We start from the raw sequence: 17279 nt of genomic DNA, 5'->3' as shown, positions 1-17279 counted from the left end.
ACTATGAGTATCACACAGTTCCAAAATAAACTTTTACAACAAGCAGCACTGGCTGGACTAACGGAAGCAGAAGTCTATTATGAACAGAAAACTTCTTTCCAATGTACACTGTATGAGGGTGAATTAGATAGCTACGAAACATCTGAGGATGGAGGTCTTAGTCTTCGAGGTCTCTATAAAGGCAAGATGGGCTATGCTTATACGGAAAAAGTAGATGATGATTCCATCTCTTTTTTAATTGACCATGTAAAAGCCAACGCAGATGTACTAGATGAATATGAAGACCTCTCCATTTTTGAAGGCAGCCCGGAATATGCTGAGCACTCTTTTTACAATGAATCGTTAGCAGCAGTTAGTATTCCTGAAAAAATCGATATCCTACGTGCCATAGAACAGAAGATACGAGCATATGATCCTCGCATTGTTACGCTCGATTATTGTATACTCCAATACTATTCAACGGAGCGGACTTTAGCGAATAGTAAAAACTTATCTTTATCACATAAGGAAAATGGCTTAATCCTCTATCTTTCAACTGTGGTCAAAGAAGGAGACGAGTTAAAATCAGGTGAATATTTAAAAACAACGAGAGATTTCCATGCACTTGATGTAAATGCTATTGCCAAGAAAGTTGCTGAGGAGGCACTTGCCAACTTAGGTGAACAGTCCATCCCTTCTAGCAAATACCCTATCCTTCTTCGTCATGATGCGGCAGCTGCACTACTTAGTACCTTTATGCCTATTTTTTCTGCCGAAAATGCACAAAAGAATCAGTCATTGTTAAAAGGAAAGGTGGGGCAGCGAGTCGCCTCTGAAGGGGTCACACTTCTCACTGCTCCTTATCATCCAGATGCGCTATCTGGTGGGAACTTTGATGGTGAAGGCGTTGCGACAAAACATCAAGCCATTATTGCTGATGGGACATTACAAACCCTTTTGCATAATCGGAAAACAGCTACTAAAGATGGCTGTGAAACAACAGGCCATGCAAAAAGAGAATCCTATAAAGAGGCGCTGTCCATTGCTCCTCAAAACATTTATATTGCACCTAGCCAAGATACACAGGACACATTAATCGCCTCTTTATCAGAAGGAATACTCGTAACCAATTTATCAGGGCTTCATTCTGGTACAAATAGTATTTCAGGTGACTTCTCTGTTGCTGCACAAGGATTCCATATTCAAGATGGCAAAATTGCCTCACCCGTGAAGCAAATGACCATTGCGGGTAATTTCTTTAGCTTACTTAAAGATATAGAAGCCATTAGCTCCGATCTTTATTTTTTACCAAGCGGTCATGGTTCACCATCATTCATTGTTAAAGAACTAGCTGTAACCGTTGATTAATAGTAGAAAAGCGAGCCTCTCTTTAATCGGAAGCTCGCTCATTTTATTTGGATAAATCAATTTTTTATTTAATAAGTATATCGTCAATCCACCTACAGTCATAAACAATAATTTTAAGTAGCTGGACAGCGTCAAAGCTAATACCTGATAATAAAACCGTTACAGCAACGTAAAGGACAACCCACTTAAAATCGCTTTAACATCTGTACCTGCTCTGTCGTCATCTTAAGTCCATGCTTTAATAAATAGTTCGTTGCTGGGTTGCTTGCTAAGAAGTTCACTGTCGTCAAATGGACTTTATCTGTTGTAATACTTGCTAAAAACTGTGGAAGTAAATCTACATTACTTTCTTCAAGTATTACCAATTGGTAAAGTAGAATACGCTCCACCTCACCATGTTTATTCCACACGGTTTTGTATAGCATATAGCCCAGTGCTTCCTTGTTATCGTTATAAAACACCTTGGCTTCTCCCTGCTTCACACTCTGCCAGCTACACTGCCAAGGAACATCTTCCTGATAAAAAGATAGATGTGCTAGCTGTTCAGGACGAATGGTTGCTATATGAAGAGTGGCTGTAGATTCTGCTTTTGCTGCATACTCGCCACTTAAAAATAGTAAGTGATGAGCAATTACATAGCCATATTTTTCATATAAAGCAATGGCTATCTGGTTTTCCTTAATCGCTTCCAGCGTACCCATTTCTACGTTTTCCTGTTTATAGATGGCTAAGGTTTCCTCCATTAATAGGCGCGAGACTCCCTTACCACGATACGCTGGGGAAATACCTGTCCCCCCATTCCAAGCAATTTTTTTGCCATCGATGGTACGAAAGCCATTCATAACAATGGCAATCGGTTCATTTTGGTCGAAAACGACGATGGAATGCTCAGGAGATAGCCCCTCGCCCACTAGTCGCTGTAAAAACATTTCTGCTGTCATATTGATTTCAACAAAATAGCCTTCAAAGCCTTTGTTCCATGCTTTCAATATTTCCTCTAATGTACATTGTGCAACTGTTTTAATCTTCATATTTCCCCTCTTTTCAAATGGAATCTAATGTTGCTAAATTTTCTAAGGTTAGTTTTCTGACAATCTCATAACCTTGTCCTAGACCCCTCGGTTTTATGACAACCGTCCCCATATTCGAAATGACACCAAGCCCCACATCTCTTGGAAAGCTATGACCAATGATTACTCTATTCATGCCCTGTGGTGGTATGATTTCCAACATTGATGTAAAAGTCGTTAATATGCGAGTTTGCTCAACACTAGCAAGATTGCCACCTAACATAAAGATTTCAAACAAAAAGGGGTCAATTTGCACATTGTCAGTTGGAAATGCCAGGCGAGCTGTTTCAATCGTCCGACAGAAAGGGCTAGTAGTAATGGTGGAAAGGATGGGAATTTGCCAATAGCGTAGCATTTGACCATAATACATAGCCTCTCTACGACCATGATCGGACAAATTCCGTTGATTTCGACAACTGTGCAATGTGCCATAGGCTTGATCGACACCGACAGTTGCAGTCCCATGCCTTGCATATAAAGTGAGCCCACCCTTTCTCAATAACGCCAGGAGAGCCTTTTCCATTTTCTTCATCTCCTTCATCATATCACTTTCTACTTTGTAATGTATGTCCTATACATAGAAAAAAGCTCCCTACCATTTCTTGTAGAAAGCTTTTTCTATTATTTTATTGGAAGATGGACAATGGCAGTCGTTTCTAAATGTTTTGATGAATCAATTGAAATATGACCATTATATTTAGCAACAATTTCTTTCACAATAAATAAGCCTTGGCCTCTTAATCTACCATTCTCATGTTTTTTCGTTGAAAATCCTTGCTTAAATATTTGATCAGAATTCGCAATATTTGGCCCTGTATTAGTAATTTTAAATTCATACTGTGCCTCATCTGCTGAACAGCAAATTTTAATTTTACGTTGTTCCTCAGGTAATTCAACAGCAGCATCAATCGCGTTATCAATTAAATTAGATAGAATCTTGATTAAATCTGTCGTTTTAATCTTATTAAAGTCATCTTGAGAAATAGTAAAATCCATATCGATATTATGATTTTGAGCCGTTAATTTCTTCGTTTGCAATAATATGGATAAACCTGGATGATCAATATTTAATTTTAATGATTTAATCGCTTGCACTTCTTTGGATAGTGAGGATAAATATTGTTTAGCCTGATCTGTTTTTTCTAATTGTAATAAACCATGTAACACTTGAATATGATTCGTAAAATCATGACGAAGGGACGACACCGAGGTAATCAATGTTTTGATTTCTGCTAGGTACGTGTCCTCTGTAGCTCCAACTTCCTTCGCTACCTCTTTTTGATACCATCTTTGTAAAAATAAAAAAGAACCGATGACAATTAAAATAAGCACACCATTAAAAATAAAATTAAATAAGTTGTCTTCAATGACTTTACCCTTAATACCATTTAGCGTATCTGCACTGATGTCAATGCCTAAATACCCGATAATTTTCCCATTGTCATCTTTGATGGGTGCACCAACCGACAAATAAGACCCATGTACAGAATCATGAATTACCTCTGTGACATAGGTTTCACCGTTATAGGCTTTTTTAACTTGCTTTGCAGGAACAGTACAAATCACCCCAATTCCAAAGCCCTCTTTCATTTCTTTTGGCATCCCCGTAATCATGGCTATTGATACTTCAGGATTGTCCACCTTTAAGGTATAAACAAACAGTGCCCCTAATTTTATTCTTGCATCATTTAAATAATTTCTTACTTTCCAATAATAATCATTTTCCTGTGGATTATTCAAAAATTGCTGATATGCATCCGTATCAATGGATGCAGCAATAGAATGGGCTGCCTCTAAACTTTGATTGGCAATCGACTCTTCAACGGTCTTTTTTATTTTTACATAGGATGTAAAGATGTTTAAACTTGTAAACAAACATAATAAAATCGTTGATAGAATTAATATTAGTTTTATTTTTCTATTTTTCATAAAAAACGGTACTTCCTCATCTATAAATATTCTAGAATATTATTATATTATAATTAACTCTATTTTTTGTTTGTAAAGCAAACATTGCTTGTCTATCCTACATAAATTAAAACACAAAATCAATTTTTATTTTATTCATTCCTAAAATTACACACCGTAACCAATAGTTTAATAATCCTTGACAAGAAAGTAAACTAAAAAGGTAAGTAATAGCGTTTTATGTCTCATTTCCTATTTAAATGGAAAATGGAAAAGGCCACTAAAGCAAAGGTCACAAAAAAGATCAGGTACCGACAATACCTGATCTTCTCCTACATTTGCTTCTTCTTATCCGAAGTACGTGTTTGATCCTGTGGCTTTAAAAACGAAGGTCGTTTCGTATAGCCCTTTGGAGAGGGGCGCAATAATGATTTTCGAAGACTGCCCTTTTCGAAGTCTGCACTAAAGTTTATATAGGGCACTCCCAAGACTTGCATATTAGCCGTATATAGCAGTATGAAAAAGACTGAAATAAAGAAACCAAATAAACCAAAAAACGCAGAAGCAATAATAATGATTAATCGAAAAATACTCATAGCCGTTACAAAGGATTGATTGACCAGTGTAAAAGCAGCAATACTTGAAATGGCAATCACAACAATCATCGAAGGGCTTGTGACACCTGCTTTAATGGCAGCATCACCAATAATTAATCCTCCCACAACACTGATTGAGCCACTGATTGCACTTGGAAGACGCAAGTTGGCTTCCCGAAACATTTCAAACATAAATAGCATCATTAATATTTCAAGAATCGTTGGAAAAGGTAGCCCTGTTCTCGACTCAACAACCGTTGCAAGAAGAATAAAAGGAAGCTGCTCTTGATGATAAGTCGTCAACGCAAGCCACCAACCTGGTAATAGCATACTAATTAATATCCCTACAATTCGAAGTAATCGCTCCAGTGAACTGACAATGATTGGATATTCATTATCCTCTGCCGATTTAAAGAGCAGCATAATATTTGTAGGCGTAATTAAAGCATAGGATACGCCATCAATCATTATTAGTATTCTTCCTCTAATTAATGACTGCAAAGCAAAATCAGGTCTTCCTGTATAATCATGTCTTGGAAGGATGGTTGCTGTCTTTTCGATTGTTTCCATTAACAAATCACCATTGATAACAATATCCGTATCGATTTTTTGTAATTGAAGTCGAATTTGTTCCAGCATATTTAAATTCACAATGTCTTCCATATAAAGGATGGCTACTGTTGTTTTAGAGCGCTTGCCAATTTCTAATGTCTCAACACTAAAAGAATTAGTGGGTAATCGTTTTCTTAATAAAGCAATATTAATAAAAACATCTTCAATAAAGTCATCTCTAGGCCCTTTGACCACTAGTTCGAGTGTTGTTTCCCCAGGCTCTCGATTTGGTCTTTTTGAAATATCGCTAGAATAAAGTAATTGATTTTCTTCAAAATACAATAAGACATGGCCTTTATAGACTCTTGTCACTGCATCCTCTTTCGATAAAATCTTTTGTAAATAGGGTATGTGTAAATGCTGTTCGATTTCTTCCTCTAACATGTCCTCAGAGACTTTGCTTAACAAAGATTGAACACGTTGAACAACCACAGTTTGAAGTATTTGCTCATTGACCATTGCATCACAAGTTATCAAATGTACTGTATATTGCTGAAAATTATATTGTTGGAAAATCACATCAGCAGAGCGTTGAAATAGTGATTTCAACATTTTCAAATTGATCATTTGTTCCATTGATGAAATACTTCTCATCTCCTACTGAGCCAGCTCAAGATTAGTACATTTATGAAAACAATCACCTTCAATAAATACACTTAAGCATATTTTTCCCACGGTTGTTCAAAATATTCAAAGAAACAAATGTTATGACGAGTTATTCCAATTATCCTCAGCCAATCATTTTCTTTAGATTCGCCATCTCGATTGCAGACATTGCAGCATCATAGCCTTTATTACCAGATTTCGTGCCTGCTCTTTCAATCGCCTGTTCAATATTTTCAGTCGTGACAATACCGAAAATAACAGGTACATTCGTTGTTAGCGATACATTGGCAATGCCTTTTGCTGATTCATTACAAACATAGTCATAATGAGTTGTAGAGCCACGAATAACGGTACCTAAACCAATAATGGCATCATATTTCTTTGTTTCTGCCAGTTGTTTCGCAATAAAAGGAACTTCAAAAGCCCCTGGAACCCATGCGACATCAATAGATGCGGGATTAACCCCATGGCGTGTTAAACCATCCATTGCTCCATCCAATAATTTGCTTGTAATGAACTCATTAAAACGACCTACAACTACTGCAATTTTTAAATCCGTTCCAATTAATTGTGCTTCAAATGTTTGACCCATTGTTCTTGCTCCTTTTTAAATAGAAATTTTATTTTCATTTGTGGATAACTGATTACGATAAACAACCAATGCTTCTATTGATATCATTTTTAAGCCATGATGTGCCGCGAACTTTGTCAGTTCCTCAAAACGAAGCATTTGCCCATCATCCCCCATAATTTCACAAATAACACCTGCTGGTATACTATGACAAAGCTTCGCCAAATCAACTGTCGCTTCTGTATGCCCTCTCCGTTCTAACACACCATGCTCCTTCGCAATCAGCGGAAAAATATGACCTGGTCGACGAAAATCAGTCGGCTTAGCTTGCTTTTCTATCATTTTCTGTATTGTCAATGCACGCTCAAAGGCGCTAATCCCTGTCGTTGTTTCTTCATGGTCAATACTCACCGTAAATGCGGTTTGATGGTTATCCGTATTGCGCTGAACCATCGGATGTAAATCTAGCTTTTGTGCGATTTGTTGCGAAATCGGTGTACAGATTAAACCTCTACCATAGGTTGCCATAAAGTTGATTGTTGCTGGTGTGATGAATTCAGCGAGTGCCAGCAGATCTCCTTCATTTTCCCGATCCTCATCATCGACCACCACAATCATATTGCCTTGCTTTAAATCCTCAATGGCTTCTTCAATTGTATGTAGCACGATTATCATCTCCTCATTCTGTTATTTTAAAAACCATGTTGTGCTAAATAATCTCTCGTAATTGTTGGCGTTACTTGCCCTTTTTTTAGTTGCTGTAAAATATATTTACCGACTAAATCTGTTTCGATATTAACGATTGCTCCAACCCTCTTCATACCTAAAACGGTTTCTTTGTAAGTATGAGGAATGAGCGAAATCGTGACACGATTCGTTTCAACATGAAAAAGGGTTAAGCTTGTGCCATCAATTGTTATGGAACCCTTCGGAATACAAAAGCTTGTTAGTTCCTCTGACATTTCTATATCCATATAAACGGCATTTGCTACTGGACGTATGCGCAAAATTTTACCGACGCCATCGACATGACCAGCAACAAAATGACCGCCAAATCGTCCATTAGCAGGCATGGCACGCTCCAAATTAACTGAATCACCTAGTGCCAGCTGCTGTAAATTTGTTGCTTTGACTGTTTCAGGCATAACATCCATTGTAAGCTGCTGTTCAGTAAAATGTGTCACCGTTAAACAAACACCATTGACTGCTATACTGTCGCCAAGCTTGACATCCTCCGCTATCATGGCTGATTGAACCGTAATTTTCATACTGTCCCGATCGCTTTGCACAGCTTTTACGACACCAATATCCTCTACAAGCCCTGTAAACATTCCATCACCTACTCTTCTTATTAGCTCTTCTATCCTTCACTTTTGAAGTTTTATCCGTCATTTTTGAAAGTCTATCCACCTGTTTTTGTATTTTATCCTTCTCCCTTCACTAGTTACCAATAAAAAATAAAAACCCCTTTCATCAAAGGGGTTTTGGGAGTATAAGACATCAACAAATAAGCCTACTTGAAAACGATTTTTTTCATAGACTGTCATCTCATTTGTTCTTCTCCCATCCAGACTATCACTGTCGGTTTTGGATTTGCACCAAATCAGCTTGCGCTCACGGACTTTGAATTGCTTCATCACCGCCGATTGGGAATTTCACCCTACCCCGAAGAACATCTTCTATTCGATTGTAGCTAAATAAAAAAACTTCCCAAAAGATGATTGGGAAGTGGTGTAATAAATGCATAGTCAAATAAACCTTCTAAATTAGAATCAATTTAAAAAGCTCGCATTTTTACCCTTCTCCCATCCAGACTGTCACTGTCGGTTTTGGATTTGCACCAAATCAGCTTGCGCTCACGGACTTTGAATTGCTTCATCACCGCCGATCGGGAATTTCACCCTACCCTGAAGGATACTTTTATTTAGCTAGTCTTACGATAACACTATTTTATTATATTATCCATCCTTCTTTTTAAATTTTTTCGTCATATAAATTTTAAGCAGCTCTGACGTGACTTGATAAATGTAAAAGAAATTATTAAAATGATGACATTTAACCTGTTTGTGAAACTTCTCAATCAAAAAAACGTTCCTTTACAGGTGACTATTCAGTCTAGCAGTTTGGAGGTCATTTCCTTGACATTTTTAAAAAATATACCGTTTAAGCAAGGTGTTTTCTATGCCTTATTAGCACTCTGTTGTGGAATTTCAATTGTTTTCGTCCATCATAATGAACAATTTTATGATCGACCGATAGCGGAAGTAATACAGGTGAACGTCACAGAATCAGAACCGATGACAGATATGTATGAGAATGAGGATGAATTGTTTACACAGGAAATTACGGCCATGATCAAAAATGGACAGTATAAGGGGCAATCCATTTATTTGATGAATGACTATTCTTCTTCTGGTGCTTTTGATCAAAAATACCATGTAGGTAATGAAATCTTTGTCACCATAGATGATCACGCAACACAATCAGGGTTAACAGGTACCATCCTCGATTTAAAACGTGATCAAACCATGATCATGATTGCGTGGATTTTTATTTTCGCCTTACTCATTATAGGCAAAAGACAGGGCTTGTTTTCTATCATTAGTTTGGTTGTCAATGCCTTAATCTTATCATTTGCATTAGATCTTTATGTTACACATGGAGGCGTAAGTCTGTTATTCGTTAGTGGTATTTGTGCCCTGCTATTTACCATTATTTCGCTCCTACTCATTAGTGGATTGAATACAAAAACGTATGTAGCCATTGTGTCCACACTTTTAGGAACCATTATAGCGCTTATCATTAGCTCAATTGTGATGTGGTTGACAGGTGAAAATGGTCTTCGTTATGAAGAAATGCAATTTTTAACACGGCCCTATCGCACAGTCTTTATGGCCGGTTTATTTATTGGCTCGCTTGGGGCTGTCATGGACGTCTCTATTACGATGGCTTCCTCCATTTTTGCTTTATATGAACAAGACCCTTCTATTTCTGTGAAGGCACTTAAAACTTCTGGGCATGAAATTGGCAAAGATATCATGGGTACGATTACAAGTATTTTATTCTTTGCCTACCTTTGCGGCTCCATACCTATGATTATTCTCTATTTGAAAAATTCTTCCACATTAGGGCTCACATTGTCCTTGAATCTTTCTTTAGAATTAGCCCGTGCCTTAGCAGGGGGGATTGGTGTTGTCCTCACGATTCCTATTAGTCAGTATACTGCTATATTTTTCATTAATCGAAAGAGGGTTCAAGAATGAATGTTATCGTCTTATTAGCAGTTATTTTATTTGCGTTAATGGTGATAGTAGGTGGTAAGCAGGGTGTCCGCTCATTTCTTTCTTTATTTCTAAACTTTGGTGTACTCTTTATCACCATCTTTTTAATGACAAACCCTAAAAATAGTCCTATCATCTTGACGTTTATAGCCTGTACGGTCATTAGTTGTATTAGCCTTTTCTATATCAATAAAACAAACAGTAAAACCATTACAGCCTTTATCGCGACGATGGTGACGATTGTTGTGTTACTGCTATTTATTACCTTTATTACAGAAAAATCGATGATCCAAGGGTTTGGTGAAGAATCGACTGAAGAAATTAGTATCTTTTCCCTCTACATTGGCGTTAATTTTGTGCAGATTGGTGCATCAGTCATTATTATGAGTACGATAGGTGCCATTATGGATGTGGCTATTTCTATCGCCACTTCCATGCATGAGATTTTTTATCGCAATCCCACGATTAGTAGAAAGAAACTATTTACATCTGGGCTAAGTATCGGGAGAGATATTTTAGGAACCGATACCAATACATTATTTTTTGCTTTCTTTGGTGGCTATTTAAGCTTGTTAATCTGGTTCAAGGATCTCTCCTATTCGATTGGCGAGATTGTTAACTCCAAAGTTTTTAGTGCTGAAATGACAACCATTCTTTGTGCAGGCATCGGCATTGCACTGATTATTCCGATTGCCTCCTCCATCAATGCCTATTATTTAATTCGAACACGAGAAAAAACAGAAAAACTGTTGTAAAAAGATACTAGCACCTAGCACTTATATGTGATAGGTGCTACATAGTGTTGAAAAACAAAACCATCAATAGAATTTTTGTGAAAGGTGAAAATGGTTTCCGTTGCAGGCTATTTGCTTTCCTGTGGGCGAGCGCCGAGCCGCTTCCTCCGCTATCGCTCCGTTTAGAGTTTTGCCTGTCTCGCTATCCCACGGGAGTCAAGTAGCCTTCCACTTCAACCCAGAAAACGTAATCTTTTTAGCAAATATTTTCAAATAAAGTGAAGGTGTTTACTACTCTTTATGTCACGCATCACTTTTCCACATTGAAAATAAAAATCCTATCCCCTCTAAGAATACAAATAATGGACTATTTGATCGCTATGCTAGTATGAAAAAAGTAAAGACACTTTGCAGAATGGTTGATTGGAGTGGAGCCAGCGTCACTCCTAGGGGATTTAGCGTCACAGATGAGACCCTGGAGCGAACGGAAGTGAGTGAAGCGGCTCATCGGACGCCCCCTGGAAAGGACGCTGGCGGAACGGAAATCAACCTCTCACCTTGCAAAGTTGCTTTTTCTGCCGTTGACTTCATCTTTTTGCAACAACATGTAGCACCTAGCACTTATATGTGATAGGTGCTAGACATTTCTCCTCGTACCTCTCAAAAAATGAATGTTATGTCAAAAAAGTTTGTCCAAATTGTGAAATCGTATAGTAGAGGCTAAAATTAATGCTTACATTTGAGAATTTTTTTTTGCTATAGTAAAAAACAGAAGAGTTAGTATCGCGGAGGTGTACTAGCTAATAGGAAACACGATCGCTGATAATCCACATCACGATAACTTTATCATGCAGAAGAATGAAATAAGACTAGAATTCCATCTATAAATTTCAGAATGTTCTGTATTTTATTCTTCTATGATAGTCAAACATTTTTTGAAGGAGTTTTTACAGTGAATAAGGAAATAAAAACAGGTCCGATCATGGTGGCTCTCTTAGTAGCCGGCTTTGTAGGACTGTTTAGTGAGACCGCATTAAATATTGCACTAGGAGAGCTAAGCCAGCTCTTCGATGTGGACGCTACAACCATCCAATGGCTGGCAACAGGCTATTTTCTCACATTAGGCATTTTAGTACCTGTGACAGGCATTTTAATGCAAAAGTTTACTACTCGCCAAATGTTTATGGCGTCTTTACTCTTTTCGATAATCGGTACCATGCTTGCCGCTGTCGCACCAGTCTTTGCTGCCTTACTTTTAGCACGTATTATTCAAGCAGCTGGCCTAGCGATTATATTACCATTAACACAAAATGTGATTTTCACGATTTTCCCAGTCAATAAACGTGGTGGTGCTATGGGCGTTATGGGTCTCGTCATTTTGGCAGGACCCGCTTTCGGCCCTACATTGGCAGGGATGATTTTAGATACGCTATCCTGGCACTGGATATTCTGGGTTACCATCCCCTTCCTGTTATTCTCCATCGTTTTTGGTTTTATCTTTATTCCCAATGTGAATGAAACAAAGCAGCTTGCTATTGATGTCTGGTCTATCATCTTATCTACCATTGGCTTTGGTGGCATAGTCTATGGTGTCAGTGCTGGCGGAGATTTAGGCTGGACAAGCATTACCGTTCTTAGCGTCATTTTGCTCGGTATTATCGCCTTATTTTTATTCGTATTGCGACAATTGAAAATGGAACAGCCAATGTTAAATTTGACAGCATTTCAGAATCCCATGTTCGTGTTAGGTCTTCTCATGAATATGATTACCTTCTTCAATATGCTGTCTATGCTAGTGGTGCTCCCTATGTATATGCAAATGGCCCTTTTCGTATCGGCCTTTGTGACAGGTTTAATATTGCTTCCTGGTAGTCTATTAAACTGTCTATTAGCACCTACAATCGGCAAGTTCTTCGATAAATATGGACCTCGTGCAGTCATTACTCCCGGCACGATACTTGTTGTGGTCGGCTATGGACTTTATGCTCTATCTGGTACCGAAACAGCTACTTGGGCATTAGTCGTAACACATATCATCATGATGCTTGGCGTTGGGATGGTATTAGCCTCTGTCCAAACGAATACGCTGAATGCCTTACCAAGGCGATACTTTCCAGATGGTATTGCGATTACACAAACCGCTCAACAAGTGTCTGGTGCAATTGGTATTGCTGTGATGGTGTCGTTGTTCTCAGCAAAACAACAGCAGCTCCTAAGTGACATGACAACTAATACCCAAGAAGCGGCGGCTTCAGGTTCAACATTTGTCTTTACTATCAGTTTTATCCTGGCAATTATCAATGTCGTTCTCTCGTTTTTCTTGAAAAAAACACAATAATTTCTTGATAAAAATGAGGTGTCTCAATGGGCTTTGGAGACACCTCATTTTGTTGTAGCATTTCCGTTGCAATCGCCGCATTATCTGATAATATTTACCATAAGATGTTTACGTACGCTCAAAATGGTTGCTGTTTCACGATGCACTAAATCGCCCATTCCATGTAACATTTTTTAGCATAAGACGTCAATACAACGAGATGAAAAAGGAGAAAGTTTGCAATGAAGCATATTATCTTTGATTTTGATGGGACACTGGCAGATTCAACTGCTGTGTTTGCATCAGCATGGAATACATTAGCCCAAAAATATAAATTTAAAGGCATTGAATTGAAGGAAATTGATGCATTAAAAAAATTATCAATTTCAGAACGCAGTAAATTATTTGACTTTCCGATGTATAAATTGCCCATGATTTTACCGCAATTTTATAAATTATATCGTCAATCATTAAATGATGTTCATCTTTTTGAGGGAATGAAAGAAGTTTTGATAGAAATTGATAAAAGAGGCTATAAAATCCTGATTATTTCCTCTAATTCTAAGGAGAATATTTTAGAATTCCTTAAAATGAACGGTATTCATTGTGTAGCTGATGTTCTTTGCTCCAACCGCATTTTTGGTAAGGACAAAGTAATGAAAAAGTTTTTAAAGGAAGCAAATGTCGAGTCATCTGATGTGATATACATTGGAGATGAGCAAAGGGATATTGTTGCGTGTAAGAAAGCGGGTGTACCCATTATTTGGGTGGAATGGGGCTATGATGCCAAAGAGGTCGTACAAAACGAGGAACCTGAATACAGTGTCACTACACCACAGGAAATTTTAGAGATTATTTAATTATGAAGAAGGATAATAGCACTTGTCTATTATCCTTTTTATATGGTTATCCTTTGATGTCACTAATCTGCATGAGCTTTTCTGCTGTACTATTAACCCCTTTATAGGCATCTGTTAATTCGTACATACTCGCAGCAAATTGCTGTGTAAACGCAGCAATCTGATTGGCTGATGCATTGACTTGATCGATGGATTGTTTAATGTTTTCTAGTTGCACAGTTATGCTATCGGCACTTTCTGTACTACTCTGGGACATTTTTTGTATTTCAGAAGCGACCACAGCAAAGCCACGCCCATGCTCACCTGAACGTGCCGCTTCTATCGATGCATTTAGACCAAGAATTCTCGATTTCATAGCTAAATCTTTTACTAAATGGACAATCACATTAATTTGTTGAATATCGCCTGTCATCAATTCTGAGAAATTAGATAGCTCTTCCAATCGATTGGATACATCCTTACTGGCAATAGCTAACCCTTCATTTGTGGCCGTCATTTCTTCAACAGCACTTGAAAGCTCGGTTGCCAATAGGCGCATACTATCCATTTTTTCATTCGAAATAATGGCACTTAATACGCCAATAACACGTCCTCCTTCAAAAATAGGCTGGGCAGAGGCGATATAGGCTATACCAAATCCTTCAGCGCTACGTTCTTCTTTTATAAATCTTCCCGAGCTTAACGCTATTTCTGTTGCTGTTCCACGATATTTATGTACTGGATCACCAACCCCAACTTTTAAGTCAACCTTTTTCCCTGGTTTGTAGGCAAGCACTCTTTCCGTATCTGCCACGATGACACAAGCATCCTCTGGGTAAGTTACTTGGTATAAATCAATCGAATCGATAGTTGCTTGTAGTTTAGGATGCATTGTTTTTCCTCCCCTAAAAGTTTTCTAATCTGTATCAATTTAACTATATCATGCCATCCAAAAAAAGACACCAACGTCCAGAGGTGTCTTATCACGACATTATGAGTTCTTCAATAATTCTACATATTTTTCTGCCGTTCGAATTTCAATTGTTAGAGAATTCTCTCCATAGCTTGCCTTAATTAAAAATGGTACGTCATTTGCGTTTTGAAACCTAAAATCTAACGTATCATAAGAAACCGTAGCATCTCTACCTTTTGGAACATACCCTACATCTAAGGAATGATGATGTCGCTCCACATATTTGATTGGAATTTGATCTACTGCGTTAAAGAGAGTTGAAGATGTTTGACAGATTCCACCGCCAATACCCATGACTACCTTCTTATTAATAATTTCAGGTGCAGGCTGATAGCCATTTGCTTCGTCTCTCGGTCCCACAATTGTATTAAAAGAAAAATAATCGCCACTGCCTACGATCACATTATTAATGGCTCTTGCAGAAAGCTCTATATTTTTATTTCTTCCTAAATCAGCACGATTGAAATACGTCGTATAGGATGCAACAACTACTTCCTCTAATAAAGGAAGATCCTCAAAATAATAGCCACTTTCTGTTATATAGAGTGGCATTTCTACCTGACCACCAGTCGCTGAAGTTTTTATAATTCGCTCCACTAGTTTACTTTCTTTTAAAATGATTTGCGGCTTCCCCTTGATGACTTGCCCATTTTCATCCAGTCGATCAAGTAGCATACGCTGATCAAAGCCATCTGAAGTATCTGTTCCTCTCGCCCATTCCCTTGCTAATTGTTCTATGTGCTTTTGATAGGCTTGTGGGTCTGTATCGAAGCCAAATTCCTTTGGAAATATTGTTGTAATTACCTTATTCGTAGTTGGATCAACAACCTTTACAATAGGCTCAATCAATTGCTCTTGTTCATATGTAACAGGTTGCTGCACTTCTTCGCGTTGTTGAATTTCTTGTTCTAGCTTGTTATCATTGACCGCTTCTTTATCACATCCTACTAGACCTAGCATCCAGATTATGCCGCTTGTAGCTAACCACTTCTTTTTCAACCATAAACACCACCTCTATCTTCATACTACAGAGACATCTTATTCGTCTATTGCTCATAGTGTGTTGTTTTTTGGTTATTTTTATTTGTTAAGACAGCAAAAACACGCTACGGTGTCAATTGCAAGACATTGTAGCGTGTTTATTTCTTAAAGATGGTGAGGCAACTAACGCTACCATCCTCTATCAGCCCCGCCGCCACCTCCAGAATCATTGTCATTATTATGCCAATAGCTTGTAGAATCCTCAGAACGAGATTTAGCACCTTTTGATTGGTCACCCTTCATAAACAATCCCATAATAAACAGTAAAAGGAAGAATGCTGTAGTAAGTCCAATAGCAGCAAACAGTAAAAATGCCAGCCAGTCAGTCAAGCCCCATTCTGCAAAATTCCAACTTTTTGACTGTGATAGATGCCCTTCTTTCACAGTTTGAATTAATACCTCAAACGTATTGAATATAGCTTGATTAGGCTCTTCTTCTTGTAACGCTGGAATAGTGTAGTCATCAAGAATCTGCCCTGCTAGTTCATCGTAAATAATGCCTGCTAAATCATCACCAACTTCAATACGTGTCTTTCGATCCTCCATTGCTAATACGAATAAAACACCTTCGCCCCCTACACCATATTGTCGGAAAGCCTCTTTCGCAAATTCTGCAATGGTTTGCTCCCCTGTTGTTTGTATCGTTAATAGAACAATTTTTGCAGATGTTTCCTCCTCCAATTCCTTAGCCATCTGTATTAATTGCGCTTTCTCCTCTTTTGTGAGTAATTCCATAAAATCTTGCACATATATATCACCGACAGGAGCTGGAACAGTTGTTGCATAAATACCTTTTTGACTAAACAAGAACATCGTCATGCAAATCAAGAACATAAAAAAAACCTTTTTATTCATCATTGATCACTCCCTCCTATAATGTTCATTTTCTATGTATAGCTACGTCATATTTCTAAAATACACTAGGAGAAACTTATTGACTACTGGTAGATAGCAATTCGCAATGGTGATAGCCAGCAGGCAGATGTCATCTTAAAGCAAGGGGAATACTCACGAAGCTGCTGCAAATACCCGCGGTGCTACAACCCAATACCCGCGAAGCTACACCCGATACTCGCGAAGCTACACCCAATTACCCGCGAAGCTACACCCGATACTCGCGAAGCTACACCCAATACTCGCGAATCTACACCCAATACTCGCGAATCTACACCCAATACCCGCGGTGCTACACCCGATACTCGCGAAGCTACACCCGATACCCGCGAAGCTACACCCGATACTCACGAAGCTACACCCAATACCCGCGAAGCTACAACCGATACTCGCGAAGCTACACCCAATACTCACGAAGCTACACCCAATACTCGCGAAGCTACACCCGATACCCGCGAAGCTACAACCGATACTCGCAGCGTTTACTTAA

15 protein-coding genes and 2 riboswitches are annotated in these 17279 nt (G+C 38.3%); of the genes, 5 read left to right on the top strand and 10 right to left on the bottom strand.

The features are described 5' to 3' along the window. Positions 1–3: 3 nt before the first annotated feature. On the top strand, positions 4–1347 hold the full coding sequence (locus MHB65_RS08190; RefSeq protein WP_342443069.1) for a TldD/PmbA family protein: 1344 nt from the start codon (positions 4–6) through the stop codon (positions 1345–1347). A gap of 185 nt (positions 1348–1532) precedes the next feature. Here the strand turns inward: MHB65_RS08190 and MHB65_RS08185 are convergent, their stop codons facing one another. From MHB65_RS08185 to ribE (MHB65_RS08155), 7 genes are all read right to left on the bottom strand, one after another. Continuing rightward, positions 1533–2378 (bottom strand): GNAT family N-acetyltransferase, encoded by an 846-nt coding sequence (locus MHB65_RS08185; RefSeq protein ID WP_342443068.1) that lies wholly within the window; start codon positions 2376–2378, stop codon positions 1533–1535. A 13-nt stretch (positions 2379–2391) separates the two neighbouring features. Then, the gene (locus MHB65_RS08180; RefSeq protein WP_342443067.1) at positions 2392–2940 is read right to left on the bottom strand and encodes a histidine phosphatase family protein; all 549 of its coding nucleotides are present in this window, start codon (positions 2938–2940) and stop codon (positions 2392–2394) included. Between the two features lie 98 nt (positions 2941–3038). After that, positions 3039–4346, bottom strand: a complete 1308-nt coding sequence (locus tag MHB65_RS08175; protein WP_342443066.1) for an ATP-binding protein — start codon at positions 4344–4346, stop codon at positions 3039–3041. 311 nt (positions 4347–4657) lie between these two features. Further along, positions 4658–6109, bottom strand: a complete 1452-nt coding sequence (locus MHB65_RS08170; RefSeq protein ID WP_342443065.1) for a spore germination protein — start codon at positions 6107–6109, stop codon at positions 4658–4660. A 154-nt stretch (positions 6110–6263) separates the two neighbouring features. After that, positions 6264–6731, bottom strand: a complete 468-nt coding sequence (gene ribE / locus MHB65_RS08165) for a 6,7-dimethyl-8-ribityllumazine synthase (RefSeq protein WP_342443064.1) — start codon at positions 6729–6731, stop codon at positions 6264–6266. Positions 6732–6746: 15 nt separating this feature from the next. Then, positions 6747–7376 carry a 3,4-dihydroxy-2-butanone-4-phosphate synthase gene (gene ribB / locus MHB65_RS08160; protein WP_342443063.1) on the bottom strand — a complete coding sequence of 210 codons (630 nt, stop codon included), beginning with the start codon at positions 7374–7376 and terminating at the stop codon, positions 6747–6749. Between the two features lie 26 nt (positions 7377–7402). Beyond that, positions 7403–8041 carry a riboflavin synthase gene (gene ribE, locus MHB65_RS08155; RefSeq protein WP_342443062.1) on the bottom strand — a complete coding sequence of 213 codons (639 nt, stop codon included), beginning with the start codon at positions 8039–8041 and terminating at the stop codon, positions 7403–7405. Positions 8042–8261: 220 nt separating this feature from the next. After that, a riboswitch (FMN riboswitch) is annotated at positions 8262–8387 on the bottom strand. 116 nt (positions 8388–8503) lie between these two features. Then, positions 8504–8629, bottom strand: a riboswitch (FMN riboswitch). A gap of 219 nt (positions 8630–8848) precedes the next feature. Here ribE (MHB65_RS08155) and MHB65_RS08150 point away from each other — a divergent pair. From MHB65_RS08150 to MHB65_RS08135, 4 genes are all read left to right on the top strand, one after another. Beyond that, positions 8849–9973 (top strand): YibE/F family protein, encoded by a 1125-nt coding sequence (locus tag MHB65_RS08150; RefSeq protein WP_342443061.1) that lies wholly within the window; start codon positions 8849–8851, stop codon positions 9971–9973. Then, positions 9970–10746 (top strand): YibE/F family protein, encoded by a 777-nt coding sequence (locus MHB65_RS08145; RefSeq protein ID WP_205442429.1) that lies wholly within the window; start codon positions 9970–9972, stop codon positions 10744–10746. The genes MHB65_RS08150 and MHB65_RS08145 overlap by 4 nt, the downstream gene beginning before the upstream one ends. Before the next feature lie 931 nt (positions 10747–11677). Next, positions 11678–13063 (top strand): DHA2 family efflux MFS transporter permease subunit, encoded by a 1386-nt coding sequence (locus MHB65_RS08140; RefSeq protein WP_342443060.1) that lies wholly within the window; start codon positions 11678–11680, stop codon positions 13061–13063. Between the two features lie 221 nt (positions 13064–13284). Continuing rightward, complete coding sequence (locus MHB65_RS08135; RefSeq protein ID WP_205442425.1) at positions 13285–13902, top strand: HAD-IA family hydrolase; 618 nt, start codon at positions 13285–13287, stop codon at positions 13900–13902. Positions 13903–13948: 46 nt separating this feature from the next. Here MHB65_RS08135 and MHB65_RS08130 read toward each other — a convergent pair whose 3' ends face one another. From MHB65_RS08130 to MHB65_RS08120, 3 genes are all read right to left on the bottom strand, one after another. After that, on the bottom strand, positions 13949–14773 hold the full coding sequence (locus tag MHB65_RS08130; protein ID WP_342443059.1) for a methyl-accepting chemotaxis protein: 825 nt from the start codon (positions 14771–14773) through the stop codon (positions 13949–13951). 99 nt (positions 14774–14872) lie between these two features. Beyond that, positions 14873–15853: a VanW family protein gene (locus MHB65_RS08125; protein ID WP_342443058.1), complete on the bottom strand. Its 981-nt coding sequence runs from the start codon at positions 15851–15853 to the stop codon at positions 14873–14875. 171 nt (positions 15854–16024) lie between these two features. After that, a complete protein-coding gene (locus MHB65_RS08120) occupies positions 16025–16753 on the bottom strand; it encodes a TPM domain-containing protein (protein ID WP_342443057.1) in 729 nt (242 codons plus the stop codon). Positions 16754–17279: the final 526 nt, after the last annotated feature.

This window comes from Lysinibacillus sp. FSL K6-0075 (assembly GCF_038592945.1).
GTDB classification, from domain to species: Bacteria; Bacillota; Bacilli; order Bacillales_A; family Planococcaceae; genus Lysinibacillus; species Lysinibacillus fusiformis_F.
The sequence above is the reverse complement of the archived record's forward strand: the minus strand, read 5'-3'. Positions and strand labels throughout refer to the sequence as shown.

Bases quoted from the DNA above. Each gene is read 5' to 3' on its own strand.
- MHB65_RS08130 (WP_342443059.1), bottom strand. From the start codon at position 14,773: ATGCATCCTAAACTACAAGCAACTATCGATTCGATTGATTTATACCAA.
- MHB65_RS08120 (WP_342443057.1), bottom strand. From the start codon at position 16,753: ATGATGAATAAAAAGGTTTTTTTTATGTTCTTGATTTGCATGACGATG.
- ribE (WP_342443062.1), bottom strand. From the start codon at position 8,041: ATGTTTACAGGGCTTGTAGAGGATATTGGTGTCGTAAAAGCTGTGCAA.
- MHB65_RS08190 (WP_342443069.1), top strand. From the start codon at position 4: ATGAGTATCACACAGTTCCAAAATAAACTTTTACAACAAGCAGCACTG.
- MHB65_RS08170 (WP_342443065.1), bottom strand. From the start codon at position 6,109: ATGGAACAAATGATCAATTTGAAAATGTTGAAATCACTATTTCAACGC.
- MHB65_RS08145 (WP_205442429.1), top strand. From the start codon at position 9,970: ATGAATGTTATCGTCTTATTAGCAGTTATTTTATTTGCGTTAATGGTG.
- MHB65_RS08185 (WP_342443068.1), bottom strand. From the start codon at position 2,378: ATGAAGATTAAAACAGTTGCACAATGTACATTAGAGGAAATATTGAAA.
- ribE (WP_342443064.1), bottom strand. From the start codon at position 6,731: ATGGGTCAAACATTTGAAGCACAATTAATTGGAACGGATTTAAAAATT.
- MHB65_RS08175 (WP_342443066.1), bottom strand. From the start codon at position 4,346: ATGAAAAATAGAAAAATAAAACTAATATTAATTCTATCAACGATTTTA.
- MHB65_RS08180 (WP_342443067.1), bottom strand. From the start codon at position 2,940: ATGGAAAAGGCTCTCCTGGCGTTATTGAGAAAGGGTGGGCTCACTTTA.
- MHB65_RS08135 (WP_205442425.1), top strand. From the start codon at position 13,285: ATGAAGCATATTATCTTTGATTTTGATGGGACACTGGCAGATTCAACT.